Origin of the sequence: Mixta calida, assembly GCF_002953215.1 — a bacterium.
GTDB classification, from domain to species: domain Bacteria; phylum Pseudomonadota; class Gammaproteobacteria; order Enterobacterales; family Enterobacteriaceae; genus Mixta; species Mixta calida.
The window spans coordinates 1,915,355-1,940,827 of the sequence record NZ_CP026378.1 but is presented as its reverse complement, the minus strand read 5'-3'; the positions used below and the strand labels follow the sequence as shown (position 1 = coordinate 1,940,827).

30 protein-coding genes and 1 tRNA gene are annotated in these 25,473 nt (G+C 58.9%); 13 read left to right on the top strand and 18 right to left on the bottom strand.

Going from position 1 to position 25,473, the window contains the following annotated elements; genetic code table 11:
• Positions 1-42: 42 nt before the first annotated feature.
• The 5 genes from C2E16_RS09205 to C2E16_RS09185 form a co-directional block, all read right to left on the bottom strand.
• Entirely contained in the window at positions 43-243 is a 201-nt protein-coding gene (locus C2E16_RS09205) for a hypothetical protein (RefSeq protein WP_038626530.1), read from the bottom strand.
• 109 nt (positions 244-352) lie between these two features.
• On the bottom strand, positions 353-1,339 hold the full coding sequence (locus tag C2E16_RS09200) for an XdhC family protein (RefSeq protein ID WP_038626532.1): 987 nt from the start codon (positions 1,337-1,339) through the stop codon (positions 353-355).
• Positions 1,339-1,902, bottom strand: a complete 564-nt coding sequence (locus C2E16_RS09195) for a nucleotidyltransferase family protein (protein ID WP_104951479.1) — start codon at positions 1,900-1,902, stop codon at positions 1,339-1,341. The genes C2E16_RS09200 and C2E16_RS09195 overlap by 1 nt, the downstream gene beginning before the upstream one ends.
• A gap of 130 nt (positions 1,903-2,032) precedes the next feature.
• Positions 2,033-3,553 carry an acetaldehyde dehydrogenase ExaC gene (gene exaC / locus C2E16_RS09190; protein ID WP_038626536.1) on the bottom strand — a complete coding sequence of 507 codons (1,521 nt, stop codon included), beginning with the start codon at positions 3,551-3,553 and terminating at the stop codon, positions 2,033-2,035.
• A 122-nt stretch (positions 3,554-3,675) separates the two neighbouring features.
• Positions 3,676-4,389, bottom strand: coding sequence for a glutamine amidotransferase (locus C2E16_RS09185; protein WP_104951478.1), 714 nt, complete (start codon positions 4,387-4,389; stop codon positions 3,676-3,678).
• Between the two features lie 214 nt (positions 4,390-4,603).
• Here C2E16_RS09185 and C2E16_RS09180 point away from each other — a divergent pair, with 214 nt between their 5' ends.
• Positions 4,604-5,503, top strand: coding sequence for a DMT family transporter (locus C2E16_RS09180; protein ID WP_084971731.1), 900 nt, complete (start codon positions 4,604-4,606; stop codon positions 5,501-5,503).
• Positions 5,504-5,562: 59 nt separating this feature from the next.
• Positions 5,563-6,939: a CoA transferase gene (locus tag C2E16_RS09175; protein WP_104951477.1), complete on the top strand. Its 1,377-nt coding sequence runs from the start codon at positions 5,563-5,565 to the stop codon at positions 6,937-6,939.
• A 3-nt stretch (positions 6,940-6,942) separates the two neighbouring features.
• On the opposite strand, the gene C2E16_RS09170 is transcribed toward C2E16_RS09175, so the two are convergent.
• The 4 genes from C2E16_RS09170 to C2E16_RS09155 all read right to left on the bottom strand — a co-directional run bounded on the left by C2E16_RS09170 (position 6,943) and on the right by C2E16_RS09155 (position 10,865).
• The gene (locus C2E16_RS09170) at positions 6,943-7,524 is read right to left on the bottom strand and encodes a TorD/DmsD family molecular chaperone (protein ID WP_084971672.1); all 582 of its coding nucleotides are present in this window, start codon (positions 7,522-7,524) and stop codon (positions 6,943-6,945) included.
• 35 nt (positions 7,525-7,559) lie between these two features.
• Entirely contained in the window at positions 7,560-8,297 is a 738-nt protein-coding gene (locus tag C2E16_RS09165) for a phosphatase (protein ID WP_038626543.1), read from the bottom strand.
• 52 nt (positions 8,298-8,349) lie between these two features.
• Positions 8,350-9,291 carry a glyoxylate/hydroxypyruvate reductase GhrA gene (gene ghrA, locus C2E16_RS09160; protein ID WP_038626545.1) on the bottom strand — a complete coding sequence of 314 codons (942 nt, stop codon included), beginning with the start codon at positions 9,289-9,291 and terminating at the stop codon, positions 8,350-8,352.
• A gap of 104 nt (positions 9,292-9,395) precedes the next feature.
• Positions 9,396-10,865 carry a peptide MFS transporter gene (locus tag C2E16_RS09155; RefSeq protein ID WP_244555359.1) on the bottom strand — a complete coding sequence of 490 codons (1,470 nt, stop codon included), beginning with the start codon at positions 10,863-10,865 and terminating at the stop codon, positions 9,396-9,398.
• A 232-nt stretch (positions 10,866-11,097) separates the two neighbouring features.
• Here C2E16_RS09155 and C2E16_RS09150 point away from each other — a divergent pair.
• A tRNA-Ser gene (locus C2E16_RS09150) sits at positions 11,098-11,184 on the top strand.
• Between the two features lie 101 nt (positions 11,185-11,285).
• Here the strand turns inward: C2E16_RS09150 and C2E16_RS09145 are convergent.
• Positions 11,286-11,983 (bottom strand): IS1-like element IS1A family transposase gene (locus C2E16_RS09145; RefSeq protein ID WP_233987823.1). Its coding sequence is split into 2 segments (ribosomal slippage): positions 11,286-11,734 and positions 11,734-11,983, totalling 699 coding nucleotides; the frame shifts between segments, so codons are not numbered across the junction.
• 334 nt (positions 11,984-12,317) lie between these two features.
• Here C2E16_RS09145 and treA point away from each other — a divergent pair.
• Together treA and C2E16_RS09130 are read left to right on the top strand one after the other, a co-directional pair.
• Positions 12,318-13,976, top strand: a complete 1,659-nt coding sequence (gene treA, locus C2E16_RS09135; protein WP_038626547.1) for an alpha,alpha-trehalase TreA — start codon at positions 12,318-12,320, stop codon at positions 13,974-13,976.
• A 229-nt stretch (positions 13,977-14,205) separates the two neighbouring features.
• Entirely contained in the window at positions 14,206-16,365 is a 2,160-nt protein-coding gene (locus C2E16_RS09130) for a TonB-dependent siderophore receptor (RefSeq protein WP_084970989.1), read from the top strand.
• A 128-nt stretch (positions 16,366-16,493) separates the two neighbouring features.
• Here C2E16_RS09130 and C2E16_RS09125 read toward each other — a convergent pair whose 3' ends face one another.
• Entirely contained in the window at positions 16,494-17,348 is an 855-nt protein-coding gene (locus C2E16_RS09125; protein WP_084970990.1) for an SDR family oxidoreductase, read from the bottom strand.
• A gap of 87 nt (positions 17,349-17,435) precedes the next feature.
• Between C2E16_RS09125 and C2E16_RS09120 the strand changes: the two genes are divergently transcribed.
• Positions 17,436-17,831 (top strand): winged helix-turn-helix transcriptional regulator, encoded by a 396-nt coding sequence (locus C2E16_RS09120; protein WP_038626553.1) that lies wholly within the window; start codon positions 17,436-17,438, stop codon positions 17,829-17,831.
• 40 nt (positions 17,832-17,871) lie between these two features.
• On the opposite strand, the gene C2E16_RS09115 is transcribed toward C2E16_RS09120, so the two are convergent.
• A complete protein-coding gene (locus C2E16_RS09115) occupies positions 17,872-18,120 on the bottom strand; it encodes a GlsB/YeaQ/YmgE family stress response membrane protein (RefSeq protein ID WP_038626555.1) in 249 nt (82 codons plus the stop codon).
• 13 nt (positions 18,121-18,133) lie between these two features.
• On the bottom strand, positions 18,134-18,331 hold the full coding sequence (locus C2E16_RS09110) for a glycine zipper domain-containing protein (RefSeq protein WP_244555333.1): 198 nt from the start codon (positions 18,329-18,331) through the stop codon (positions 18,134-18,136).
• Between the two features lie 79 nt (positions 18,332-18,410).
• On the opposite strand from C2E16_RS09110, the gene C2E16_RS20810 reads away from it, so the two are divergent.
• From C2E16_RS20810 to C2E16_RS09100, 3 genes are all read left to right on the top strand, one after another.
• Complete coding sequence (locus C2E16_RS20810; protein WP_167401646.1) at positions 18,411-18,548, top strand: hypothetical protein; 138 nt, start codon at positions 18,411-18,413, stop codon at positions 18,546-18,548.
• Complete coding sequence (locus C2E16_RS09105; RefSeq protein WP_038626556.1) at positions 18,545-19,279, top strand: flagellar brake protein; 735 nt, start codon at positions 18,545-18,547, stop codon at positions 19,277-19,279. The genes C2E16_RS20810 and C2E16_RS09105 overlap by 4 nt, the downstream gene beginning before the upstream one ends.
• Before the next feature lie 94 nt (positions 19,280-19,373).
• A complete protein-coding gene (locus tag C2E16_RS09100) occupies positions 19,374-20,522 on the top strand; it encodes a mechanosensitive ion channel family protein (RefSeq protein WP_038626557.1) in 1,149 nt (382 codons plus the stop codon).
• Here C2E16_RS09100 and emtA read toward each other — a convergent pair.
• Positions 20,507-21,133, bottom strand: coding sequence for a membrane-bound lytic murein transglycosylase EmtA (gene emtA / locus C2E16_RS09095; RefSeq protein ID WP_084970994.1), 627 nt, complete (start codon positions 21,131-21,133; stop codon positions 20,507-20,509). The genes C2E16_RS09100 and emtA overlap by 16 nt on opposite strands.
• Before the next feature lie 311 nt (positions 21,134-21,444).
• On the opposite strand from emtA, the gene ldcA reads away from it, so the two are divergent.
• Entirely contained in the window at positions 21,445-22,401 is a 957-nt protein-coding gene (ldcA, locus tag C2E16_RS09090) for a muramoyltetrapeptide carboxypeptidase (RefSeq protein ID WP_084970996.1), read from the top strand.
• A gap of 14 nt (positions 22,402-22,415) precedes the next feature.
• On the opposite strand, the gene C2E16_RS09085 is transcribed toward ldcA, so the two are convergent.
• Entirely contained in the window at positions 22,416-22,796 is a 381-nt protein-coding gene (locus tag C2E16_RS09085) for a hypothetical protein (RefSeq protein ID WP_038630031.1), read from the bottom strand.
• A gap of 160 nt (positions 22,797-22,956) precedes the next feature.
• On the opposite strand from C2E16_RS09085, the gene C2E16_RS09080 reads away from it, so the two are divergent.
• A complete protein-coding gene (locus C2E16_RS09080) occupies positions 22,957-23,313 on the top strand; it encodes a DUF4186 domain-containing protein (protein WP_038626559.1) in 357 nt (118 codons plus the stop codon).
• 59 nt (positions 23,314-23,372) lie between these two features.
• On the opposite strand, the gene C2E16_RS09075 is transcribed toward C2E16_RS09080, so the two are convergent.
• Positions 23,373-23,558: a hypothetical protein gene (locus tag C2E16_RS09075; RefSeq protein WP_038626560.1), complete on the bottom strand. Its 186-nt coding sequence runs from the start codon at positions 23,556-23,558 to the stop codon at positions 23,373-23,375.
• A 209-nt stretch (positions 23,559-23,767) separates the two neighbouring features.
• Here C2E16_RS09075 and C2E16_RS09070 point away from each other — a divergent pair, with 209 nt between their 5' ends.
• Complete coding sequence (locus C2E16_RS09070; RefSeq protein WP_038626561.1) at positions 23,768-24,100, top strand: hypothetical protein; 333 nt, start codon at positions 23,768-23,770, stop codon at positions 24,098-24,100.
• Between the two features lie 22 nt (positions 24,101-24,122).
• Here the strand turns inward: C2E16_RS09070 and C2E16_RS09065 are convergent, their stop codons facing one another.
• Positions 24,123-24,449, bottom strand: coding sequence for a four-helix bundle copper-binding protein (locus tag C2E16_RS09065; protein WP_038626563.1), 327 nt, complete (start codon positions 24,447-24,449; stop codon positions 24,123-24,125).
• 200 nt (positions 24,450-24,649) lie between these two features.
• Here C2E16_RS09065 and C2E16_RS09060 point away from each other — a divergent pair, with 200 nt between their 5' ends.
• Entirely contained in the window at positions 24,650-25,207 is a 558-nt protein-coding gene (locus C2E16_RS09060) for a hypothetical protein (RefSeq protein ID WP_038626564.1), read from the top strand.
• Between the two features lie 4 nt (positions 25,208-25,211).
• On the opposite strand, the gene C2E16_RS09055 is transcribed toward C2E16_RS09060, so the two are convergent.
• A complete protein-coding gene (locus tag C2E16_RS09055) occupies positions 25,212-25,418 on the bottom strand; it encodes a DUF2767 family protein (RefSeq protein ID WP_038626565.1) in 207 nt (68 codons plus the stop codon).
• Positions 25,419-25,473 lie beyond the last annotated feature (55 nt).

The following is a 25,473-nucleotide window of genomic DNA, read 5'->3' as shown; positions in this document are numbered from 1 at the left end:
GATAAGACAGTGGCGCAAACGCGCCGCTGAAGCCGTTACCCCTTATCGCCAGATAACGCGTTCGTCAGATTCATACAGCGGATCGCGCAGCGCGCCGTAGTGGTCGCTCATTATGGCGGGCGCGCGCTCCCTGTCGCTCAGATACAGCGGTTGTCGTCCCGGCAAATTCACCGCAATCAGGCTCTCTTCCAGAGCGTCCAGCGTTTCATCACGTTCGTCGGGCAGGCTGCGGCTAAATGACATCATTATCCTCCGGTGAAAGGGCATCCTTATTAATCATAGTAATATCGGGCCGCTGCGCCAGATCCTGAGATAAACCGCCGCTTTTTTGCGTTTTTTCCGCATTGGCGCATTACGCCGTTGCCAGCAAGGGACGTCCGTTTCGGACCCGCACGATATCCGCCATGATCGCCAGCGCAATCTCCGTCGGGGTTTTGCTGCCGATCGGCAGCCCGACCGGCGCGTGAATGCGCCGCAGGCTGCCCTCATCCAGCTCGCCGATGCGTCGCAGCCGCGCCAGACGCTGCTGGCTGTTGCTGGCCGATCCCATCGCGCCGAGATAAAAGGCCGGAGTGTTTACCGCTTCCAGCAGAGCGAGATCGTCAACGCGCGGATCGTGCGTGGCGCAGATCACCGCCGTCTGCGCGCTGGCGCCGTGCAGTTCCAGATAGCGCGCCGGATGCTGATTGATGCAGCGCAGCGCTGGCTGTTCAGGATGATTCTCCTGCAGCTGCCGCCAGAAGGTCTCGCGGTGTTCGCAGACGATAACCTGCATTCCCAGCATCAGCGCCAGCCGCAGGCATTCGCCCGCCACGGTGGAATAGCCTGCCAGCAGCAGCGTCGGCACGCTGCCGATCGGCAACGATACGCTGTCGCAGTCGTAATGCAGCGTGTGCAGCGCGTCGTCGCGGGCCGTTTCCAGCCGCGCGGTCTGACCGATAATCACCTGCTTGATCAGACGATCGCCCCCTTCCAGCGCCCGATGCAGCAGCGTAAGGTGCGTCAGCGTCGCCGCGTCAGCGGGCAGATGTTCGATCAGCACCTCCAGCACGCCGCCGCACGGCAGGCGAACCTGCGCATCCAGCCCGCCTTCGCCGTAGCGTGCCAGCTGGCTGTCGCGTATAAACGCGCCCTGTTGCAGACGCGCCAGAAAATCATCCTCAATGCAGCCGCCGGACAGCGATCCGCAGAATTCCCCTTGCTGATTCGCCACCAGCATCGCGCCAGGCGCGCGCGGCGCAGAGCCCCAGCTATGCAGCACGGTGCAGAGCCAGATGTCGTCCCCCTGCCGGTGCCATTTCAGCGCGCAGGCGATAACCTGCTGATCCAGTGACTGCATCAGGTTTCTCCGTTTGACCACATTGACGGCAGATCGATATCGCGCACCGCGCCCGCATCATCCGTCGCCAGCAGATGGACGCCCTGCCGCATCAGCAACTCGCGCGCCGCCGTTTCGCCCTCCAGCGTCGTCAGCTGCGCATAGCTGGCGCGGCTGAAGCCCACCGGATGACCCGGCTGCCCGCGCCAGCAGGCGCGCGCCTGCGCATGAAGCGTTAATGCCTGCGCCACCTGGCGCAGCGTTGTCGGCTGTAGCCAGGGCATATCCGCCAGCATAATCAGCCAGCCGTCCCAGTGCGCGGTGGCGCGTACGCCAGCGGCGATGGAGCTGCCGATGCCGTCGCTGGCGAGCACGATCTGACGCGCGCCGCCGAGACAACGCCGCAGCGCCAGCGGCTCCGGCCGTAGCACCACCGCGACCGGCAGATCGCTTTGCCGGGCGATGCGGTAGCAACGCGCCAGCATCGTCTCGCCCTCTATCGACTCCAGCAGTTTATGCCGACCGCAGGCGGCGCGATAACGCGCGCTTTCTCCTGCCGCCAGCAGCAAAATTCCCACGGTCATCGCTGCCGCTCCCGTTACGGTATCTGAACGCTAAGCATAGAACGCCCGGCGTGCAGCGCCAGGCAAGGCGGGAGAAAGAAATAAAAAAACGGGGCGCTTATCGCCCCGTCTCACTGACTGCTCAGCGGTTTCAGAAGAAACCCAGCGGATCGATGCTGTAGCTGACCAGCAGGTTTTTCGTCTGCTGATAATGATCCAGCATCATTTTATGGGTCTCGCGGCCGATCCCCGATTTCTTGTAGCCGCCGAACGCGGCGTGCGCCGGATAGAGATGATAGCAGTTGGTCCAGACGCGCCCCGCCTTGATCGCCCGGCCTACGCGCCAGGCGCGATTGATATCGCGCGTCCAGACGCCCGCGCCGAGGCCGTAGATCGAATCGTTGGCGATAGCGATCGCTTCCGCCTCATCTTTAAAAGTGGTGATGCCGATCACCGGGCCGAAAATCTCCTCCTGGAAGACGCGCATATCGTTACGGCCCTTGAGCAGCGTCGGCTGTATATAATAACCGCTTTTCAGCTGGCCCTCGGTCTGTTCGACGCCGCCGCCTGTCAGGATTTCCGCGCCCTCTTTCTGCGCGATTTCCAGGTAAGAGAGGATTTTGTCGAACTGCTGCTGCGACGCCTGCGCGCCCACCATGGTGTCGGTGTCAAGCGGGTCGCCGCGCCGGATGGTTTTAATACGCGCCATTACCGCGGCGATAAAGGGTTCGTAAATTGACTCCTGAATCAGCGCGCGTGACGGACAGGTGCAAACCTCGCCCTGGTTGAGGAAGCCCAGCACCACCCCTTCCGCCGCTTTTTCAATAAAGGCGGGTTCCGCCTGCATAATATCTTCGAAGAAGATGTTGGGGGATTTGCCGCCCAGCTCGACGGTGGACGGGATCAGGTTTTTCGCCGCCAGCTCAAGAATATGGGTACCGGTGGCGGTAGACCCGGTAAAGGCGATTTTGGCGATGCGCGGATTGCCCGCCAGCGCTTCGCCCGCCTCACGGCCATAGCCGTGCACCACGTTCAGCACGCCCGGCGGAAGAATATCGCCCATCAGTTCGGCAAACAGCGTAATCGACAGCGGCGTCTGTTCCGCCGGCTTCAGCACCACGCAGTTGCCCGCCGCCAGCGCGGGCGCCAGCTTCCAGGCCGCCATCAGCAGCGGGAAGTTCCACGGGATAATCTGCCCCACCACGCCGAGCGGCTCATGAATATGGTACGCGGCGGTATGTTCGTCGATCTCCGCCGCCGTACCTTCCTGCGCGCGAATGCAGCCGGCGAAATAGCGGAAGTGGTCGACGGCTAACGGCAGATCGGCCGCCAGCGTTTCACGCACCGGCTTGCCGTTATCCCAGGTTTCGTTGACTGCCATCCGCTCCAGATTCTGCTCCAGGCGGTCGGCGATTTTCAGCAGCAGCCGGGAACGCGCCTGCACTGAGGTTTTGCCCCAGCGTTCGGCGGCGGCGTGAGCGGCGTCCAGCGCCAGCTCGATATCCTGCTGGCCGGATCGTGGGAACTCGCCGATCACCGAGCCGTCCACCGGCGAGGTGTTGGTAAAATATTGCCCCTCAACCGGCGGCACAAACTCGCCGTTGATGTAGTTGCCGTAGCGCTGTTGCAGCGCAATCAGCGAATCTTGATATCCAGGCCAGGCGTAACGCATACACATTCTCCCGTGGCGATAAGTAGCTAACAAATGAATAACCATTTATTAACATGACCGAGACATACGACTTTGTCAGTCGCCACAGGATAAAAGTGTGAGCGCGACGGAAAGATTCAGCGTCAGGCGCTGATCTGTTCCCGCTGGTTCAGGCTGCGCCAGAAGCGCTGCAAAATCAGCCGCGCGCTGTCGGTAGCAGGCTGCGCCTCAGGATCGAAGTCGCTCCCGACGCCCAGGCAAGCCTGCATGATGCGCGCGTCAAATTCGGGATGAAACTGCACCGACAGCGCCTGCGGGCTATAGCGCACAATCTGGCAGTCGTCGGCGGCGGAACGCGCCAGCACGCGCGCGCCGGGCGGCGGCGTCAGCACCGTCTGACGATGGGAAAGCCAGGCGGCGAAGGTGGCGGGCAGCGCCTGCAACAGCGGATCGGCCTGCGCGCCCGCCAGCAGCGAGACCGGCAGCGCGCCCCGCTCCCAGCCGTACGGGTTATCGCCCACTTCGCCGCCGAGGGCATAGGCCATCAGCTGATGGCCGTAGCAGACGCCCAGCAGCGGCAGCGACTGCTCTGTCGCCGCACGCACCCAGGCGGCGGTGCGCTCGCTCCATTCGGCATGGTCGGTGACCATCGCCCAGGAGCCACTGAGGATTGCGCCGCTGACGGCGTTGAAATCGGGCAGCGACTCGCCCAGATCGGGACGACAGATCACATAATCGTGCGGCGTCAGGCGCAACGCATCAATAAACCAACGCGCCTGTTCGCCGATGCGGTCGCGCACCGGGACGGGAGGAATATCCAGCTGAATTAACGCTAAAGACAACTGCGAAGCGGTCATACCGAATCCTTTTTCTGTGAAAGAGGCGTATCGGCTGCAAAGTATTGCATCTCTGTTTTACGCTGTCTCATAACTTTTTCTGAGACTTAACTGCGGCTACGGGATAAGGCGCGCGCCGCGCCGCCTGCACAAAACCACCGCTGCGGCGCTTGTCTGCTGGCTAATACCTGTCATGATAATTAATGGATTACGGCAGACAATAAAGGATAGATACGTGGCGCTGCGTCATTTTTTTCTGGTATTGATGGTTGTATCGATTTGGGCGTTTAATAACGTCGCCATTAAATGGGGACTGCTCGATCTGCCGCCGCTGTTTATGACCTGCATGCGGTTTGTCGTCGTGGCGCTGGTGCTGGTGCCCTTTAACCGCGTCACGCGCGCTCAGCTGCCCTGGCTGGCGGCGCTCGCCTTTACCTTCGGCTTTATGCACTTTTCGCTGCTGTTCGTCGGCATTCGCTACACCGATGCCGGTACCGGCGCGGTGGTGGTGCAGCTGGGCACGCCGATCGCCATGCTGCTGGCGTGGGTGATTCTGAAAGAGTCGCTCTCCTTTATTCAGCTGTTCGGCATCGCCATCTCGCTGAGCGGCGTCGCGGTGCTGACCGGCAGCCCGACCATTCCCAGCTGGTGGGTGCTGGCGCTGCTGTTAACCAGTGCCGTCGGCTGGGCGATCAGCAACCTGATTGTGAAAAAGGCGCCGCCGATTAAGCCGCTCGCCATGACCGGCTGGCTCTCTTTTCTGGCGATCCCGATCGTGGGCGCCACCTCCTGGCTGACTGAATCGCACCAGATCGACGCGCTGCTGCACGCTTCCTGGCGCGGCTGGTTCGGCATCCTCTACAGCGCCATCGCCTCTTCCGTTGTCGCCTATTCCCTGTGGTATGCACTGCTGCGGAAATATAACGTCAACCTGATTATGCCCTACTCGCTGCTGACGCCGGTGCTGGCGGTGATTATGGGCGTACTGGTGCTGGGCGACAGCATGAATCTGTTTAAGATTGCCGGTTCGCTACTGGTTATCTTCGGCACCGCCGTTGCGGTGATCAATATCCGCAACCTGCGCATGCACGCCCGCTTCCCACGTTTTCCGCTGCGGCGGCCGCCCCGTCCGTAACAGGAAAAAAAGGCCATCCCTTGCTAAGGTGAAAGAGCAACGTAGCGAGGGAGAAGAAGATGGATACCAATCTGGCGGCACGACTCTGGCAGCAGCTCTGGCACGGTTTACGCGATGAGCACACGCCGGTTCCTCAGATCGTCTGGCAGGGGCATGACGCCTTTTGTTCCGTTTATCCGGTCAGCGAGCTGGCCGCCGCCAGCATCGCGCTGGCTGCGCAGGCAGCGGCGGCGCTGACCGGCAATCCGGCAAAACCGCGGCTGGATGCGCATCTCGCCTCGCGCTGGTTTCAGCACAGCTTTCGTCCGATCAATCGTCCGCTGCCGCCCGCCTGGGATGCCTTCGCTGGCGACTACCAAACCGCCGATGGCTGGATCCGTCTGCATACCAATGCGCCGCACCATCGCCAGTCGATGGAGCGCGTATTGGGCAAACAGCCCGACCGCGCGGCGCTGGCGCGGATTGTGGCGGGCTGGCAAAAGCAGACGCTGGAACAGGCGATTGTCGATGCGGGCGGCTGTGCCGCAGAGATGCGCAGCCTTGAGGCGTGGCGACAGCATCCGCAGGGCCAAAGCGTGGCGCAGGAGCCGCTGATCGCCTGGCAATCGCAGGCGGAAAGCGCGCCGCCCGCCTGGGCCCTGCCTATCGCTCGCCCGCTTCACGGCGTGCGGGTTCTCGATTTAACGCGCGTTATTGCCGGGCCGGTGGCGACGCGGTTTCTTGCCGGACTGGGCGCCGAGGTGCTGCGCCTCGATCCGCCCGACTGGGAAGAACCCACGCTGGAAGAAGAGATGATGCTGGGCAAACGCTGCGCGCGTCTCGATCTGAAAAGCGACGCGGGCCGCCAGCAGTTTGAACGGCTGTTAATGCAGACGGATGTGTTGGTGCATGGCTATCGCGCCGACGCGCTGGAGGCGCTGGGCTATGACAGCGCGCGCTTACAACAGCTTGCGCCAGGCCTGATCGACGTTAGCCTGAACGCCTGGGGCTGGAGCGGCCCGTGGCGTAACCGGCGCGGTTTCGACAGCCTGGTACAGATGGCGTGCGGCATCGCCGACGCCGGACAGCGCTGGCACGGCGCCGACACGCCGCAGCCGCTGCCGGTACAGGCGCTGGATCACGCCACCGGTTATCTGATGGCCGCCGCGGCGCTGGAAGGGATGCGCCAGCGCGTCACCCATGGCACCGGCGTGAGGGCGCGTTTGTCGCTGGCGCGCACCGCGCATTTGCTGACCTCGCATCCTTATCCGGCGGGCATGGCGGCCGCCGGTCTCGCTCCGTCGTTGCCTTATGATGAGCGCGATACGCTGGAGCTGACCCCGCTCGGCCTCGGCTATCGCCTGAAACCGCCGTTCTGGCTGCCCGGCACGCCGCTGCTCTGGTCGCGGGCGGGCGGACCGCTGGGCGCAGCCGAACCGATCTGGCTGACGCCCTGAGGTTTACGCTTCGTCGTCCGCGTCCGCCTCGTGATCCTCTTCCGCTTCGGCCAGCTCTTCGCGCATCGCCTGTAACGCTTCGCGGCTGATTGCCGCCAGCGTGCGGTAAAAACCGCTGGCGGCGTGCGCCTCTACCTTGCCGAGGAATGCGCCGCACCAGGGCAGCAGCAGCTGATCGAACAGCGCAATCTGCGCCTGGATCTCATCTTCCTGCGCCTGGTCTTCCAGCCAGGAGGCCGCCAGCAGCAGCGCGCCGAAGCTGTCGGCGGGCGCGTCCGTCAACGGCATGCCGCGCTGCTGTAAAAAGCTGCGCGCCTCCGCCTCTGTCGGCCCCTCTTTCCACTGCGATCCGTACGGCGGCACTTTGCATTCACTCCCGACGAACAGCGCATTGTAATCGGCCGCCAGCGTCTGCGGATCGCAGTGCTGACGCAGGCGCGCCAGCAGCTCATCCTGCTCCAGCGGCCAGTGCTGTTGCAGCTTGCCTTCGCGGATCAGGGTGAACAGCGGCTCCAGCAGCGGGTCCTGCGGCTGGCGATTAAACAGCGAGCCGATTACGCGGCAGATGATGGAAAACTCATTCATTACTTTCAGTCCGTTCAGAGGTGATAACGCCGCCGTTAAAAATCAGCAAAGGCGTCGAGAGGCTTCCCGCCCCGCATTTCAAGAAAATCGAGCAGGCGGCGCGGCGTGACATTTAACACGCGATCCTCAGGAAAATCCACCTCGCGCGTAATGCGCAGGCAATGTTCGAAGTTCCCCAGGGTAAAAGCGGTATGGGAATCGGAGCCGAACGCCAGCAGGCCGCCAGCGTCGCGTACCGCTTCGGCGATGGCGCGGCAGTTAGGTTCGCTGCCGGGACGCGAATGGGTAAAGGAGGAGTTGTTGATCTCCAGCGCCACATTATATTCCGCCGCGGCGGCGGCAATGGCCGGAATATCGACCGGGAACTTCGGATTGCCGGGATGAGAGATAATATGCACGTTGCCGCTGGCCATCGTGGCGATCATCGCCTCGGTGTGCGACGCCTTATCGCGCGGCGCGTAAACGGGCTCGTGAAAGCCCGCCACCACCAGATCCATCGCGTCAAGCATACGGCCAGTGCAGTCGATTTCGCCCTCGTTATTTTTAATATTCGCTTCGATGCCGCGCAAAATGCCGATGCCATCCACCACGCGCGGCCAGACGTGCATATTGATAAAGTGCCAGTAGTGCGGCGCATCGGCCATATCAGGGCCGTGATCGGTGATAGCGAACAGTTTGATGCCGTTTTGCTTCGCGGCGGCGATATAGTCATGCAGCGTACTGTAGGCGTGGGTGCTGGCGACGGTATGCATATGTAGATCAACAGGATACATTCAGCTTTTTCTCCTTTAAAAAGAGACGGCAGGCGCGCTGCCGTAGTGACAGTTAATAGCCGCGCGTTAAATCGACGCGTCCTTCCGGCTGCTGGCCCGCCTCAAGTTGGCGGATCGCGTCGGCGATATAGTCCATCGCTTCGCTTTGCAGGGTGACGGCGGCATTATGCGGGGTTAACGTGACGCGCGGATGATGCCAGAACGGGTGATCGGGCGTAAGCGGTTCGTTGACGAAAACATCCAGCGCCGCGCCCTTGATTTTTTCGCTGTTCAGCGCCGCCAGCAGATCGTCCTCCACGACATGCGCGCCGCGCGCCAGGTTCATCACAAACGCGCCGTCATTCAGGCGATCGAGCAGCTGGCGATTAATGATACCGACGGTTTGCGGCGTGTTCGGCAACAGGTTGATCAGCACCTGGGTGCCGGAGAGAAAATCATTCAGCTGCGCCTCGCCGTGGAAGCTTTCAATCCCATTCAGCTGTTTCGGCGAGCGGCTCCAGCAGCGCAGCGGGAATCCCCAGGGCTTCAGGCTTTCCGCCACGCTCAGCCCCAGCACGCCCGCGCCGAGAATGCCGACGGTAAAGTTTTCACGACGGTAGTTGGGCAGCGGCTGCCAGAGCGCCTGCTGTTGCTGACGCCGGTAGTCGTCGAAACGACGGAACCAGCCCAACAGGGTATGCACGGCGTACTCCTGCATCTGCAACCCCATGCCGGTATCTTCCAGGCGAAACAGCGGCACGGCGGGATCGATCATATCGGGATGATGTTGCAGCTGTCCCAAAATATCATCGACGCCTGCGCCGATGGCGAAGATCGCTTTCAGACCGCCGCGACCGCGCAGCATCTCCACCGGCGCGCTGCGCACCAGCGCATAGTCGGCATGCGCCTTATCGTCCGGCTGCCAGGGACGCAAACGCGCCTGCGGCAGACGCTGTTTCAGCCCCTGTCGCCACTTTTCCGGGTTAAAGGTAGGATGCCAGAAGATGATGTCCATAATGCCTCCTTATCGTTATTTTTCCCCAAGGCTCAGGGAAAACGGAGGCGCTGGCAAGTAAAAAATGATCGGGCTTGCGTCGGGCGACGCAAGCCCGGTGGCGGTTATGCCGACGGCGCGACAGGCTGGATCAGTCTGCGCAGCAGCGGCATCAGGCAGAGCATCACCAGGCCGACGGCGGCGGCGCCCCAGCCCAACAGACTAAAGATGTGGCTGTAGCCAGGGTTGGTCAGCACGGCGCTGCTGCCGCTGTTTTCCGGCATCAGCGCCGAGACGTAGCCCGCCAGCACTGACGCTACGCCGGTCACCATCATCCAGCAGCCCATCATGATGCCCTGATAGCGGGTCGGCGCCAGCTTGCCGATCATCGCGTAGCCGATCGGCGAAATCAGCAGCTCGCCAATGCTTTGCAGCAGGTAGCTGAAGAAGATCCATTTAAACGCCACCATGCCGTCGCCGCCTGCCAGCATAATGCCGAGCGGCAGTACCAGCATTCCCAGCCCGATGCAGAACAGCGAGCTGGCGAACTGCAGCGGAATATCGATGCGCCAGCCGCGCTGACGCAGACGGTTAAAGGCCACGGCCAGCAGCGGCCCGCCGATAACGATCACCAGCGTGTTGATATTCTGCACCCACTGCGGCGCCACGCGCATGCCCCAGACGTTGAGGTTGATATTATGTTCGACAAACAGCATCAGCCCCATCGGCGCCAGTTGATAGAGCATCCAGAAGACCAGCGAGCCGAGCGCCAGCAGCAGATACGCGGTCATGCGGCGCTGCTCGTCGCGCGGGCGATGGCGCAGCGTGGTGACGCACAGCAGCAGAAAGATCAGACCCCCCAGGCCAATCACGAAGGAGCCGGTGAAATCGGCGTGAGTCAGCATCACGCGGATAACCGGCACCAGGATCACCAGTACCGCCAGCCCGACCAGCATCCGCAAGCGGAACTGGCGCGGATTCGCATGCAGTAGCGGCGTATCGATATCCGCCAGAATTTTCCAGCGCAGCAGGCTAATGATAATCGCCAGCGCATTGCCAACGGTGGCGAACAGGAACAGCGCCTGATAATGCTCGCCCAGCTGGAAGTAGCCCGCGCCGGTAAAGCCGATAAAGAAGCCCAGGTTCATCCCGGCGTAGTTCCAGAGGAAGGCGCTTTCACGGCGCTGGTCATCCGGCGCGAAGCGCTGCGTCAGCATCATATTGATGCAGGTGACGTTGAGGCCGCTGCCGGTAAGGAACATCGCCAGCCCCCAGTAAAGCCCCTGCGCGCTTTCTCCCGACAGCACCCAGCAGCCTGCCACCTGCAATACCATACCCAATACGAACAGGTTGCGGTTGCTGAGGAAGCGTCCGCCCAAATAACCGCCGAACAGATGCAGGCCATAGTTGAAGGCGCCGAACACGCCCATGGTGGCGTTCGCCTGCGCCTCGCTGAAGCCCAGCCGTTTAGTGGCGTAGAGCACCAGCGTGGAATAGAGCACGGCGAAGCCGAGCGTTGCGAAGATTTGAATAAAAAACAGCGCTCCGGCTCCGGCCGGACTCCCCTGCGGTTGCGCTTTCGATACGTTGTTCAAGCTGACCTCAGTGATTTTTAAGCATTTAGAGCGCATTAGTATGCATCTTTTACGGGGGTTATGCAGTCTGATTTCGGGCTTCTACCATTTTCTGCCTGCTTTTCGGTTATTTTCACGGCGAAGTGGTTTAAAACTGACTAAACGCATCATTTAACGAAGAAAGTTGATTGACGCGACGACGTAAAGCCCCTACATTAGCGCCCGTCAGCAGTGTGCCTGTTGACGACAATATGGTGAGGTGTCCGAGTGGCTGAAGGAGCACGCCTGGAAAGTGTGTATACGGCAACGTATCGGGGGTTCGAATCCCCCCTCACCGCCATTATTTCACGAGAAAGCCTGAGCGAACGTTCAGGCTTTTTTGTATGCATACAGCACCCACGAGGGGGGTAATGAGAACCCCCGCCGGGTAATGACTCCAACTTATTGATAGTGTTTTATGTTCAGATAATGCCCGATGACTTTGTCATGCAGCTCCACCGATTTTGAGAACGACAGCGACTTCCGTCCCAGCCGTGCCAGGTGCTGCCTCAGATTCAGGTTATGCCGCTCAATTCGCTGCGTATATCGCTTGCTGATTACGTGCAGCTTTCCCTTCAGGCGGGATTCATACAGCGGCCAGCCATCCGTCATCCATATCACCACGTCAAAGGGTGACAGCAGGCTCATAAGACGACCCAGCGTCGCCATAGTGCGTTCACCGAATACGTGCGCAACAACCGTCTTCCGGAGCCTGTCATACGCGTAAAACAGCCAGCGCTGGCGCGATTTAGCCCCGACGTAGCCCCACTGTTCGTCCATTTCCGCGCAGACGATGACGTCACTGCCCGGCTGTATGCGCGAGGTTACCGACTGCGGCCTGAGTTTTTTAAGTGACGTAAAATCGTGTTGAGGCCAACGCCCATAATGCGGGCGGTTGCCCGGCATCCAACGCCATTCATGGCCATATCAATGATTTTCTGGTGCGTACCGGGTTGAGAAGCGGTGTAAGTGAACTGCAGTTGCCATGTTTTACGGCAGTGAGAGCAGAGATAGCGCTGATGTCCGGCAGTGCTTTTGCCGTTACGCACCACCCCGTCAGTAGCTGAACAGGAGGGACAGGTGATAGAAACAGAAGCCACTGGAGCACCTCAAAAACACCATCATACACTAAATCAGTAAGTTGGCAGCATCACCTTCATCCTTTATTGAATACTTTTTGTTTAAAGCGGATAAACATTGCCGTTTAAGACGCTCCGCGATTTATTGACGAAAGGCGGAAACTTTCCAGGACGTAGCTTCTGTGGGGTAAGCAGAATGGCATGAAAGCAAGACCTGGACAAAAGTTCAGGTATAAACCCTAATCCAACTCACATTTCCCACCCTGACTACAAGCAAACTATTAAAATTCGTCTAATGTTTTTTGAAGGGTCAAACACTTACAGGCTATGTCTGGTCTGGACAAGGAGAATACTGATGACGAAAAAGGCCGCAACCACTCAATGGAAAGGCGCACTGGTACTGCCGATGCTGATCGCCGGCGCGCTGACAACGGGATCGTTTTATGTACAAGCAGCGGAAGAGCAGCACGCGCCGCAGCCGCCGGATGTACGCCTTGGGCCGCTTTATCATGCGGTGCAGTCGGCTAAGTTCTTCCCGGATCAGAAAACCTTTGCGGATGCGGTGCCGAAATTTAATCCGGCATCGATTCTTGCCGACTGGCAGATGCAGAAAAATCAGCGCAATTTTGATTTGCGCCGTTTTGTCGACAGTAATTTCACCCTGCCCGCCAAAGGCGAAGCTTACGTGCCGCCCGCTAATCAGAGCCTGCGCGAGCATATCGATGGCCTGTGGCCGGTGCTGACTCGCACTACCGATAAGGTAAACCAGTACGATTCGCTGCTGCCGCTGCCGAAACCCTACGTGGTGCCAGGCGGCCGCTTCCGTGAAGTCTATTACTGGGACAGTTACTTCACGATGCTGGGACTGGCGGAAAGCGGCCACTGGGATCGCGTGCGGGATATGGTGGATAACTTTGCTCACGAGCTGGACGTCTACGGGCATATCCCCAACGGCAACCGCAGCTATTACCTCAGCCGTTCGCAGCCGCCCTTCTTCAGCCTGATGGTCAATTTGCTGGCCCAGCATGAGGGAGAGAGCGTCTACAGCAAATACCTGCCGCAGTTGCAAAAAGAGTACAAATACTGGATGGCGGATGCGCAAAGTGTCGCATCCGGCAGCGCCAGCAAGCGCGTCGTTAAGCTGAAAGATGGCACGGTGCTGAACCGCTACTGGGATGCGCGCGACGTACCGCGCACCGAATCTTATATGGATGATATCGCCACGGCGGAAAAAGCGACCCAGCGCAATAAAGCGGATCTTTATCGCGACCTGCGCTCCGGCGCAGCGTCCGGCTGGGACTTCAGTTCACGTTGGTTCGACGATCCGAAAAATCTCTCTACGATCCGTACCACGGAAATCGTACCGGTGGATCTGAACGCCCTGCTGTTCCATCTGGAGAAAACCCTGGCGCACGCCAGCAAGGTGGCGCTCAATGATGAAGAGAGCCAACGCTACGAAGCGCTGGCGAAGAAACGTCAGGCAGCGATCAACCGTTATCTGTGGAATGAAAAAGGCGGCTGGTATGCGGATTATGACTGGAAACGCAACAGCGTACGCACGCAGCTGACGGCAGCCGCCCTCTTCCCGCTCTATATGAAGGCGGCAACCGACGATCGCGCGGCGAAAACCGCCGATGCGGTGGAAAAACAGCTGCTGAAAGCGGGCGGTCTGGTGACCACCACCGTGCATAACGGCCAGCAGTGGGATGCGCCGAACGGCTGGGCGCCGTTGCAGTGGGTGGCGGTCGAAGGGCTGAACAACTACGGCAAGCAGACGCTGGCGAAAGAGATCGGCATCCGCTTCCTGGATAACGTGCAGGCTACCTATGACCGCGAGCATAAGCTGGTGGAAAAATATGTGGTTGAAGGCAATCTGGGCGGCGGCGGCGGCGGCGAATATCCGTTACAGGATGGCTTCGGCTGGACCAACGGCGTCACCCTGAAGCTGATGGATATGTACTGTCCGAAAGGCGTGACCTGTAATAACGTCGGTGATTTGAAGAAAGCGCAGTAATGAATAACAGCCTGGCGACGTGGCCAGGCTGGCTTTCCCCCGTCTTAATCCTCTGAAACCACACCATTTATCTGGAAATAATCGGATAAATTACATCTTGAATCATCAAGAGAGAAAGATAATAATTCTCATTAGTTTTCGCAATTACATGAGATTAACCTCTCATTTACCTTTTCCGGCCGCGTGCTGTCGCCGAAGCGGCCTTTTCGCTCTGTTTAAGGGATATAAGATGGGAATGCCTTTCAACCTGAAACGTTCCGCGCTGCTCTGCTCGCTGGCGCTTGCCGTACCGGGTTTCGTTATTGCCGCCGATACGCTGGTGGTCACCGCGCAGCCAGCCGAAACCGCCGATTCGCCGACCTCTGGCTATACCGCCAAAACCAGCGCCGGCGCGACAAAAACCGATCGACCGTTGATTACCACCGGCCAGTCCGTTTCGGTGGTGACGCGGCAGCAGATCGAAGATCAGGGCGCGATGGATGTTAACCAGGCGCTGAACTACAGCTCCGGCGTCTTTACCAACTTCGCCGGCGCGGCCACACGCTACGACACGGTTTCGCTGCGCGGCTTCCACGGCGGCGACGTTGATAATACGTTCCTCGACGGTCTGCGTCTGATGACTGACGGCGGCAGTTATAATGCGTTGCAGGTCGATCCCTGGTTCCTTGAGCGTATCGACGTGATTAAAGGCCCCTCTTCCGCTCTGTATGGTCAGACGGTGCCCGGCGGCCTGGTGATGATGACCTCGAAACGGCCGCAGTTTCAGCAGGAAGGCCATTTCCGTCTGATGGCGGGCAATAACAACACCACCGGCGCCGCCTTCGACTACACCAACGCAATAAACGAACAGTGGGCGTTTCGTCTTACCGGCATCACCCGCCACAGCGATACCCAGTACGATCACACGCGTGAAGAACGTTACGCGATTTCGCCTTCCCTGCTCTGGCAGCCTGACAGCGACACCTCGCTGTTGCTGAAAGCGTATCTGCAAAAAGATCCGTCCGGCGGCTATCACGGCTCGGTGCCGGGCGAAGGCAGCATCACGGCGCACAATGGCCAAAAGCTCAGCAACGGTTTCTATGACGGTGAAAGCGCCATCGACCAGTTCAAGCGCCGCGAACAGATTTACAGCTACCAGTTCTCACATCGTTTTAACGACACCTGGGCTTTCCGCTCCAACGCCAGCTATACCCATTCCAACGTCGATCTGGATCAGGTTTATCAGATTGGCTGGCGCGGCGATAGCGACCTGCTGGATCGCTACTACTCCGGCGAGCGTTCTTCGCTGGACGCCTTTGCTATCGATAACCAACTGGAAGCTGATTTCACCACCGGCGAAGTGGAACATACGCTGGTGCTGGGCGCGGATTACCATCAGTATCGCGACAGCCTGTGGGACGCCAGCGCTTATGTCGATCCGCTGAACGCCCGCACTGGCGAAGGCGGCTCGCGCTTCTGGCAGCGGGCATGGGATCCTGCAAACCCTGACGCGGACCGCATCGCCGGCCTTTACGCTTATGAACAAACGCGCCGCTACCACCAGACGGGCGTCTATTTACAGGATGAAATGGCGTGGAATAAGTGGCATATGACCCTGTCGGGCCGCTACGATCGCCTGGTGGCGAAAAGCACCAACGACACCACCGACACCAGCCGCCGTCGCTCCGATGACCATATCAGCGGTCGCGCCTCGCTGCTCTACGCCTTCGATAACGGCGTGTCGCCTTACGTTAGCTACAGCCAGGCAGTCACCCCTTCGAGCCTGCCGGACGCGAACGGCGATCTGCTGAAGCCGACCACCGCCGAACAATATGAGGCAGGCGTGAAGTATCAGCCGACCGGCACCGCCGATATGTACTCCATCGCGGTTTACGATCTGACGCAGAAAGATGTCGGCAACCGTATTGTGAATACCTCTTATTATGAGCCTGCCGGTAAGGTGCATTCACGCGGGCTGGAGCTGGAAGCGCGTAATCAGATTACGCCGCGCTTCAGTACCATCGCCAACTATTCGGTGACGCGCGTGCGCATGAAAGATAGCGTTGACGGCAACGATGGACACACGCCGTACGTGACGCCGAATCAGATCGCTTCGCTATGGGGCAACTATAAGTTCGATTATGGCATTAGCGCCGGCGCAGGCGTGCGCTATATCGGCAAACAGTGGGCGGATAATGAAAATACCACTCGTCTGCCATCGACAACGCTGCTGGATGCCTCGGTGCGCGCCGACCTCGGCGTCTGGAATAACAAGCTGAAAGGCGCCTGGGTGCAGGTGAATGCCAATAACCTGACCGATCGCGATTATGTCGCCGCCTGTTACGGCACCGGCAACTGCTACTGGGGCGCAGAGCGTTCGGTTGTGGCGACCGTGGGCTACGATTTCTGATGCGCTAAAGATAAGAGAGGCATTCGCCTCCTTTATCTGGCGGCCATCTGTTTAGCTAAAGCCCGCGCGTGAGTCGCATAATAAAGGAGGCATTCGCCTCCTTTTTTATGAGTACGCTACCGGTATGTTCAGCCGCCCAGCGCGGCGGCGATAGTTTCCTGCCAGGGCGTTGTGGGGCGACCAATCAGCTGGCTCAGCGTGCGGCTTTCGTCAAACAGGCCGCCCTGCGCCGCGCCCGCGTCGGAATCGGCCAGCATCTCCGCCAGGCCCTGCGGCAGTCCCGCGCCGATCAGCAGTTCGGCAAACGCCTGCTGCGGCAGATTATGCCATGCGACCGGCACGCCGCTCTGACTGGCGATCTCCGCCGCGAATTCCGCCAGCGTGTAGCTGCTGTCGCCAGCCAGTTCATAAACCTTTTCCTGCGGCGTCGCCTGCGAGATAACTACCGCCGCCGCCTGCGCATAATCGCGCCGCGCCGCAGAGGAGATGCGCCCTTCCGCCGCCGCACCGGTAAAGGCGTTGAATTTCAGCGCGGCGGGAATGCTGGCCGCATAGTTTTCGGTGTACCAGCCGTTGCGCAGCAGCGCGAACGCCAGACCGGACTCGCGCAGCGCGGCTTCGGTTTGCAAATGTTCCTGCGCCAGACCCAGCGGAGAACGATCGGCGTGCAGCAGGCTGGTATAGGCGACAAAGCGCACAGCGTTTTTCTTCGCCGCATCAATCACCGCCTGATGCTGCGCCACCCTCTGCCCCACTTCGCTGGAGGAGATCAGCAGCAGGCGATCCACGCCCGCCAGCGCCTGCTCCAGCGCAGCGGAGTCGTTATAATCCGCCTGGCGCACGGTGACGCCTTTGGCCGCCAGATCGCGCGCACTCTCCGGGTTACGCACTATCGCCACGATCTTTTCAGCAGCGACGTCGTTTAACAGGCTTTCAATGGTCAAACGGCCAAGCTGGCCGGTCGCGCCGGTAATTGCAATCATCTTCTTTTCTCCCTTTCAATCTACGGTGGTAGAAAAGCAGCGTAAAAGATACACTTTCTAAAAGTAAGTACTTACAGGAATGTTAGCATGGAAAAAAATCACTTAGCCTTTACCGACGCGTCTCCGCTACGCGGCGAGCTGCTGAATCCTGACTGCCCTTCGCGCGAATTGCTGAAACGCATTACCAGCCGCTGGACGATGCTGGTGATGCTGGCGCTGCGCGATCAAACGCTGCGCTTTAGCGAGATTCGCCGCGCCATCGGCGGCGTCAGCGAACGGATGCTGGCGCAGACGCTGCGTTATATGGAGGAGGATGGCCTGCTGGTGAGAAAAGCGTATGACGTGGTGCCGCCGCATGTGGAATACCGCCTGACCCCGCTGGGCCGCGAGGCGAGCGAGCATGTGCTGGCGCTAACCGACTGGCTGGAACATCGCTTTCCGGCTATTCAGCAGCAGCGGCAAAAACCAGAACGGCGCACATAAAAAAGGAGGCCCGAAGCCTCCTTTTTATTATGCGCGATAATCAGTGACGCACTTTACGGTAGATAAACAGCACCACAATGGCGCCGATAACCGCGACCACAAAGCTGCCGAAGTTAAAGCCGTCAACTTTGCCAAAGCCGAACAGCGTACTGATCCAGCCGCCGACGACCGCACCGATAATGCCGAGGATAATCGTGATAATGAAACCACCACCATCTTTACCAGGCATGATCCATTTAGCGATGATACCGGCGATTAAACCAAAAATGATCCATGACAGAATTCCCATCTGTAGCTCCTTATTATTTACGGCTAATTAACATACCAACGATAAATCCCACTACGGCGCCGGCGCCAACGCCTGCCCAGGGGTTACTTCTCACATACGAACACGCCTGATGCGTTGCGTTGTTCATTCCACAGCAGAGACCGCTACCTGCTTCACGGGTGCGATCTTGCGCATATTCGAGGCTGTCGCGCGTATCTTTTTTCGAAAACATTACCTGCCCTCCTGAAACGTTAGCGGCCATCCTGCTCAACTCACTTCTGGCAACAAGTATAGGACAAATTTCTAACTCTGTGATTTCAGGCAAAACTTTCCAGAAAAAAATTACCGAAAAATATTACCGACGCCGTAAACCTCCCGGCGGCGCTGCCGATAATCCTGAGGTAACAGTAACTGTAACTTTTTTTGACAAGCGCTGGAGCAGTAAGTGAAAGACACCGACAATGAACAGTTTTACAAGCGCGGTACGCTGGCTGTGCTGGGCGTGTTGCGCGATATCGAGCGTGAAGATACGCCGGTAATGGTCGCCCACGCGCGTGGCCAGTTTATTAGCCGCGTGCTGTTTGTTGATAAAGAGCAGATGATTATCGATTATGGCAGCAACGATTACGACAACCAGGTAACGCTGGAGATGCGCGCGCTGACCGTAACGGCGGAAATGCGCGGCGCCAAAGTGGAATTTATCCTGCCGCAGCTGAACCCTACCCAGTTCGATGGCCTGCCCGCCTTCAGCGCTCCGCTGCCGTCGGAACTGTTACAGATCCAGCGGCGCGAATATTTCCGCATCAGCGCGCCGCTGGCGCCGGTTTTTTACTGTCACGCCACCTGGCCGGGCGGCGGCAGAGCGCGTTTCCGTTTACAGGATCTGTCGTTAGGCGGCGTGGGCGTGTTGGTGGAGAGCAAGCTGCCGGAAAACGTCGCCAGCGGCGATATCTGGCGTGGCCTGCGGCTGGATATGGGCGAATATGGCGAGATGCAGGTGGACGCCCAGCTGCTGCATGTGGGAACGCGCACCACCGTTAGCAGCAAGAATGAGACGATTCACACGCCGCGTCTGAGCTTCCGCTTCACCTCGCTTAGCGCCGTACAGGAGCGCCAGCTGCAACAGGTTATCTTCGCCCTTGAACGCGCGGCGCGCGAAAAAGCGATGCGCTTCCGTTAAACACGGCTTTCCATCGACCTGGCAAACGGCATAGCCCTGAGCCAGGCTTACAGTTGATTTTTTTGCCCGATCAACCGTAAGGAGATACTCCCTGATGGAGGACATACTTTCCGATCAGACGCTGTCGCTACTCACCAATCAGTCATTCTGGATCAACACCGCTATCGTCGTGGGCGGCACCCTGATCATCTACTGGGTGCTGCGATCGCTGATTGCCTTTATCAGCACCCGCCTGGGGCGCTTCAGCGAGCATCACTCATCGCGCTTTTACAATATCGCCGTTGAAATGCTGCGCACCACCAGCCGGCTGCTGCTGTTTATTTTCTCCCTGCTGATCGCCATTAAATTTATCGATTTGCCCGCCACCTGGCGCAGCGCCGTCGATCACGGCTGGTTTATCGCGCTGATTTTTCAGTTCGCGCTCTGGCTCGACTGCGGCGTGCGCCTCTGGCTGCGCAATATGCTGCGCGACCCAACGCACGTACGCAACCCGGTCACCATGGTGATCCTTGGCATTATGCTGCGGGTATTTATCTGGGCGATTATCCTGCTGGCGATCCTCTCCAACATGGGCGTCAATATCACCGCGCTGGTGGCCAGCTTAGGCGTCGGCGGCATCGCGGTGGCGCTGGCGATCCAGACGGTGCTGAGCGATGTCTTCGCGTCGTTGGCGATTGGCATCGACAAGCCGTTTGAAATCGGCGACTTTATCGTTTTCGGCGACGTTGCCGGTTCAATCGAACATATTGGACTTAAAACTACCCGCATCCGCAGCCTGAGCGGCGAGCAGATCGTCTGCTCCAATGCCATTCTGTTGCAGCAGACGATTCATAACTACAAGCGGATGCAGGAGCGCCGCATTCAGTTCCGCTTCGGCATTAGCTATCACACGCCGGCGGAGAAAGCGCGCCAGATCGGCGGCATCGTGAAGGAGATTATTCAGGGCGTGGAGCAAACGCGTTTCGACCGCGCGCATTTCCTGTCGTTCGATGTCTCCCAGCTGACCTATGAAGTGATCTACTACGTCACCGACGCCGACTACAACAAATATATGGATATTCAGCAGGAGATTAACCTGCAGCTGATGGAACGGCTGGCGGCGCTGGACGTCCATTTCGCCTTCCCGATCCGCCATGTGCAGTTCACCGGCGGTATCCTGCCGGAGGTGAACGTCGCGGATTCCGCCTCCAATGAAGAAGGCGAGAACAAATCACCAGCGTCTAAGCGTCAGATGGTGCGGTAAGCAGTATTGACTTTCCACAGGTAGCGCGGCGCCTGTGCGGCCGGATGCCGGGTTTGCACATGGCGCCGAAATTCATCGGGCGACATATCATTAATCATGGCGATGGCGCGATCGCGGTCGCGTGAGAAGGTGCGCAGCAGCGCGCCCGCGCCGTTGGCATAGGCAACGATGGTAGCGTAGCGCAGCGTTTCAGGATCGCGGATGCCGGAAAGCATCCGCTGTTGCAGCAGATGGATATAGGCGGTGCCGATATCGATATTTTTCGCCGGATCGCGCAGCTCAGCGGCGGTCGGCTGTCCGCGTCGTCCCTGCGCTCGGTAGACTTCGCGCCCGGCGGTGGAGGCTTTTATCTGCATCAGGCCGACGGCATTGGAGCGGCTGACTACGTCCGGGTTGCCGCCCGATTCAACGCTGATGATAGCGCTGATTAAACGCTCATCCACGCCGTAGTGGCTGGCGGCATTTTCGGTAAACATCGACCAGGCTTGCGATACGCGGCTCGGCGGCGCTTTGGTTAACGGGGTTTGCTGCTGATGAGCGACATGTCGGGCATTTTCGCTGGCACAGCCCGACAGTAACAGTGCAGAAAGCACAAGCAGTCTGAATTTCACGCTATAAGGTTCCTCGAAGCCTGGTTGCTCTGTTCCATGTTACTTACCGGTTCGCTTTTAAAAATTGCCGCTTTTCCTAATTCGCGAATAAAGTGTGACAAATGATGATTTTACGTCGCCGTTTCGTCATCATTACGCCAGTTGGACCGCGAAAAAAGCGAAAAGATGCCGGATTTCTGCGCAGAAAACCGGCGCAGCTCACAAATCAGACAGCGCAACCGCGTAAACGGGCGCAGCGAAGGAAACGCTTCCCTGCCGTTTGTCGGTTTTGCCGCTGTCCGCTCTGTCCAGGTATTCAGGAGCCGCTATTAATGAATTCACAAACGCCCCGCACTATCCATCTGATTGCCCCGTCAGGCTATTGTCATAACCAGGCCGCCGCCGCGCTGGGCGTGCAGCGGCTGGAGGCTGCAGGCCATCAGGTAGCGAATCAGAGCGTCATCAGCCGTCGCTTTCAGCGCTTTGCCGGCAGCGACGCCGAACGATTGCAGGATATCAACGCCCTTGCCCGCCTGAGCCCGCTGCCCGATATCATTCTGGCGGTACGCGGCGGCTATGGCGTCACGCGGCTGCTGGAGCAGATCGACTACAGCGGCCTGAAGCAGCAGCTCGCAGGCAAACCGACGGCGCTGTGCGGTCATAGCGATCTGACCGCGTTGCAGCTGGCGCTGCTGGCGAAAACCGGGCTGATCACCTTTAGCGGCCCGATGTTAAGCGGCAATTTCGGCGCGCCTGAACTCAGCGAGTTCACCTGGCGCCATTTCTGGCAGGCGCTGACCGAACCGGAATTCACGCTGCAATGGTCCAGCAACAGCGCAGCGCTGCCCGCGCTGGAAGGCACGCTGTGGGGCGGCAACCTGGCGATGCTGATGACGCTGCCAGGCACGCCGTGGCTGCCGCTTATCGAAGGCGGGATTCTGGTGATCGAGGATATTAACGAGCATCCGTTCCGCATCGAACGCATGCTGCTACAGCTCCATCAGTGCGGCGTCCTGGCGCGCCAGCGCGCCATCGTGGTGGGCAGCTTTACCGGCTTTATGCCGTCAGCCTATGACAACGGCTTTGACTTCGCCGTCGTCTGGCAACGCATTCGCGATATTACCGGCCTGCCGGTGATCGATGGGCTCGATTTCGGGCACGACTGGCAGACCGTCACGCTGCCGCTGGGGGCGCGCGGCCAGTTAAGCGTTGAGGGCGGCCAGGCGCGCCTGCGCGTCAGCGGCCATCCGGTGCTGCGCCAGGAAGGCGCGTCTCAGGCGACGGGCTGAGCCTGCGCGCGGCGTTATGAGTCGACGCGGCGATCGTCAAAGCGCTCCAGCGTTACCGCTTCCACCTCGCGTTTGGTGCTGCGGCTACAGGATTCCAGCTTGTCGCTCTTGTGCCTGGCGAACCAGACCTGGTTACGGGTGTGATTAATAATTAATCTGTCGCCGTTGCGAAAACGGGTAATGGCGACCTGCTCGCCGTTATTTATCGTGGTGCGCGTCTGGCCGGAAGCGACCTGAAAATGGTGCGGCGGCCACATTAAAGTGGATAAGCCGTGCTGCGCGCGCGATACGGTCATCACCGGACGCCCCGGACAGGTTATCTGAAATTCCGTCTCGCTGTGTGCAAACGCAGGCCACAGCGTCGCAACGCCAGCTGCGAATAAAAAGTGTTTCATCACGCTCTGTTCCTTCGCGTTGTAAGAAAACCACATTAATCATAGACCTGTCTGCGCCGACGGCGGCGAAAAAATCGCGCGCCGCAGCGCCGGTTTCACGCGCTGCGGTTTGACAGCGCCTGACCCGTGGTTAAGATCGCACGATTAACGGGAGTCCCTTATGTCTGAACTTGATCTGCTGTTCCAGCGGCTGGCCGCTTCGCCCTTTCGCCGCCGGTTCCGTCTGGGCGAGAAAGAGCGTCGCTACTGTCTGGAGAAAGGGCCGGAGATCATCGACCAGCACGCGGCGGATTTTATCGCCAGGCGCCTGGCCGATGCCGAGCCGCGTAACGATGGCAAACAGACGCCGATGCGCGGCCATCCGGTGTTTATCGCCCAGCACGCCACCGCCACCTGCTGCCGGGGCTGTCTGGAGAAGTGGCACAATATCACCGCGCATCAGCCGTTGAGCGCCGCGCAGCAGCGCTATATCGTAACGGTGATTCATGCCTGGCTGGTCAAAGAGATGAACCGCTAAGCGTGCCACATTTTACTGCATCACGCCGGGGCGACTACGCCCCTCAGGGTGATGCCGGATTATTCCTGCTCTGCGGCCACTTCCGCCGCCACCAGCATCAACGCCAGGCCGGCGTCTTCATGGGAGTAATCGCGCATTACGCCTTTTATGCCCGCAATACAGGCTTCCACCTGCGTTTTCTGCGGTTGAGGAAGGTTGGCTACAGCGTGACGAATCAGCATCAGACTCGCTTCTTCTTCTTTCATTCATCGTTTCCCTTTCGTGACAGGGCGCACATATTGCCAAATTTATCGCGTCAAACCAAGTTAAGACATTTTTTTCACTGGCGCTAACGGGTCGATATGACCGGAGGCCGCCGTTTTCGCTGCGCTGATGCTATGATGATTAAAGCGCATCGCGCCCGTTACTGACCGCTTTGCGGCAGGGAAAGCCACAGAATGAAAAGGCAATGACTATGCTGCGTATGATGGTGTTCACCCTTCCCTTTTTGCTTGCCGCCTGTTCATCCGGCCCGCAGGGGATAGAGTGTCCAGGAAAAGTCGCCACGATTTACGGCCAGGAAACCGCCGTCACGCGCGGCAGGGTATTTGATTTAGTCAGTTCGTTCAGCGTCGCTAACGACGATGTGAAAGTGGAAAGCGGCCCGCTCCATTCCACCGATCGCACGCGCTATATTCCGGCGGCGGTGACGAAAGAAGGGTATCTGGCTCAGCGCATTTCCGATCGCCAGTTCCGCCTGATCGATCCGCAGCAGGATAAGATGATTACCTGGACCTGTGGGAAATAAATTTCCCACAGGTGCGGACGACTTACGCCATGATCTCCTTCAGCAGAATGGCGCATTGACGGCAGGTTTGCGCGCAGTGACGACAGGACAGAAGCTGATATTTGCTGCACTTTTCCGCGCAGGCCTCGCAGGCTTCAATGCAAATCTGATAAAGCTGTAAGGCTGACTCAGTGTTGATCGCGAGGTATTGCGCCGCCAGGCGACATAACGTTGCACACTGTGAAGCCGACTGCAGACAGTCGCGCATCGCTTCCCAGTCGGGCGACATCAAGCCGGAGCTGACGCAACGCTCGCAGGCGGCCGCGCACAGATAGCAGCGTTCAATACAGTATTCGATACGATCAATCATTACATTTTCCTTATTTATATTATCTAATTAGCCTGAATAAAAATGCGTGCAACAGAGGATAAAGTGCCGAACAAACAGGCACATGCATTTCCAGCGACGGCCTAAAACCAGCCTGGCTATTCGGCCCATGGCACAATTTTACCAGGCATTTGTCACCGGATGACGCAGGATAACCAGAACTCACTCAATAAGGCCCTAATATGGAACAGGAAAAACTCAACGACCACTTCGTTACCTTTCCCTACCCACGTGAAAGCTATAGCGACGGCAGCGTTAATTACGGCGGCATCGATCTGATCCATGAAACGCAACGCATTGATGAGATAGAAGAAGCGAAGCGATCGCCGAATCTGCGTCGATTACTGGAGGAGGTGAATTTACAGGATGGGTTATTTATGACGCTCGGCTGCGATTATCGTCTGTTGACGGAGGGAGTGGCGGGCTATGTCGATTTTGCCTTCCGCCCCGGCCTGCCCGCCTTGCTCACGGACGATACACCGAATCTGGATGACTATTTTTGGGCCTATCTGGCGAAGCAGGAGATCGAACACCATATCAGCGACGGCGCGATGGTGGGCTACGCGCGTTCAGCGCTCAAGTGGAGCTGGTCTCCCCTGGAGATCGCCGGCGCGCGTGGTAAAAAGATCACCCTGGCCTTTTGCTGCCAGCGCGCGGAAGATGGTGAATGGTGTCTCGATCACCTGCGTCATTTTTTAGTCACCGAATTCCCTTCTCTGCCTGTGCGGCACGCTGAGTGAGATATCAGGTTTTAATCAGCCGGATGGCGTGTTCTAACACCTTTTGCTCGTCGCGATCGCTGTCGTGACGACGCAGGCGCGTTTGCCACAGCAGGCTGGCGAGCGTGTCGCGTTCGGTATCGAAGCCGCTTTCGGCCAACACAATCACCGCATCGCCAATCACCCGACACACTTCGTCATAATACTCTTCACTCAGTACATCACGTTTCATATCAATCTCCTCCCCCTATAAACCTGGCACAGCTCACGCAGAAAGAAAAATCGCG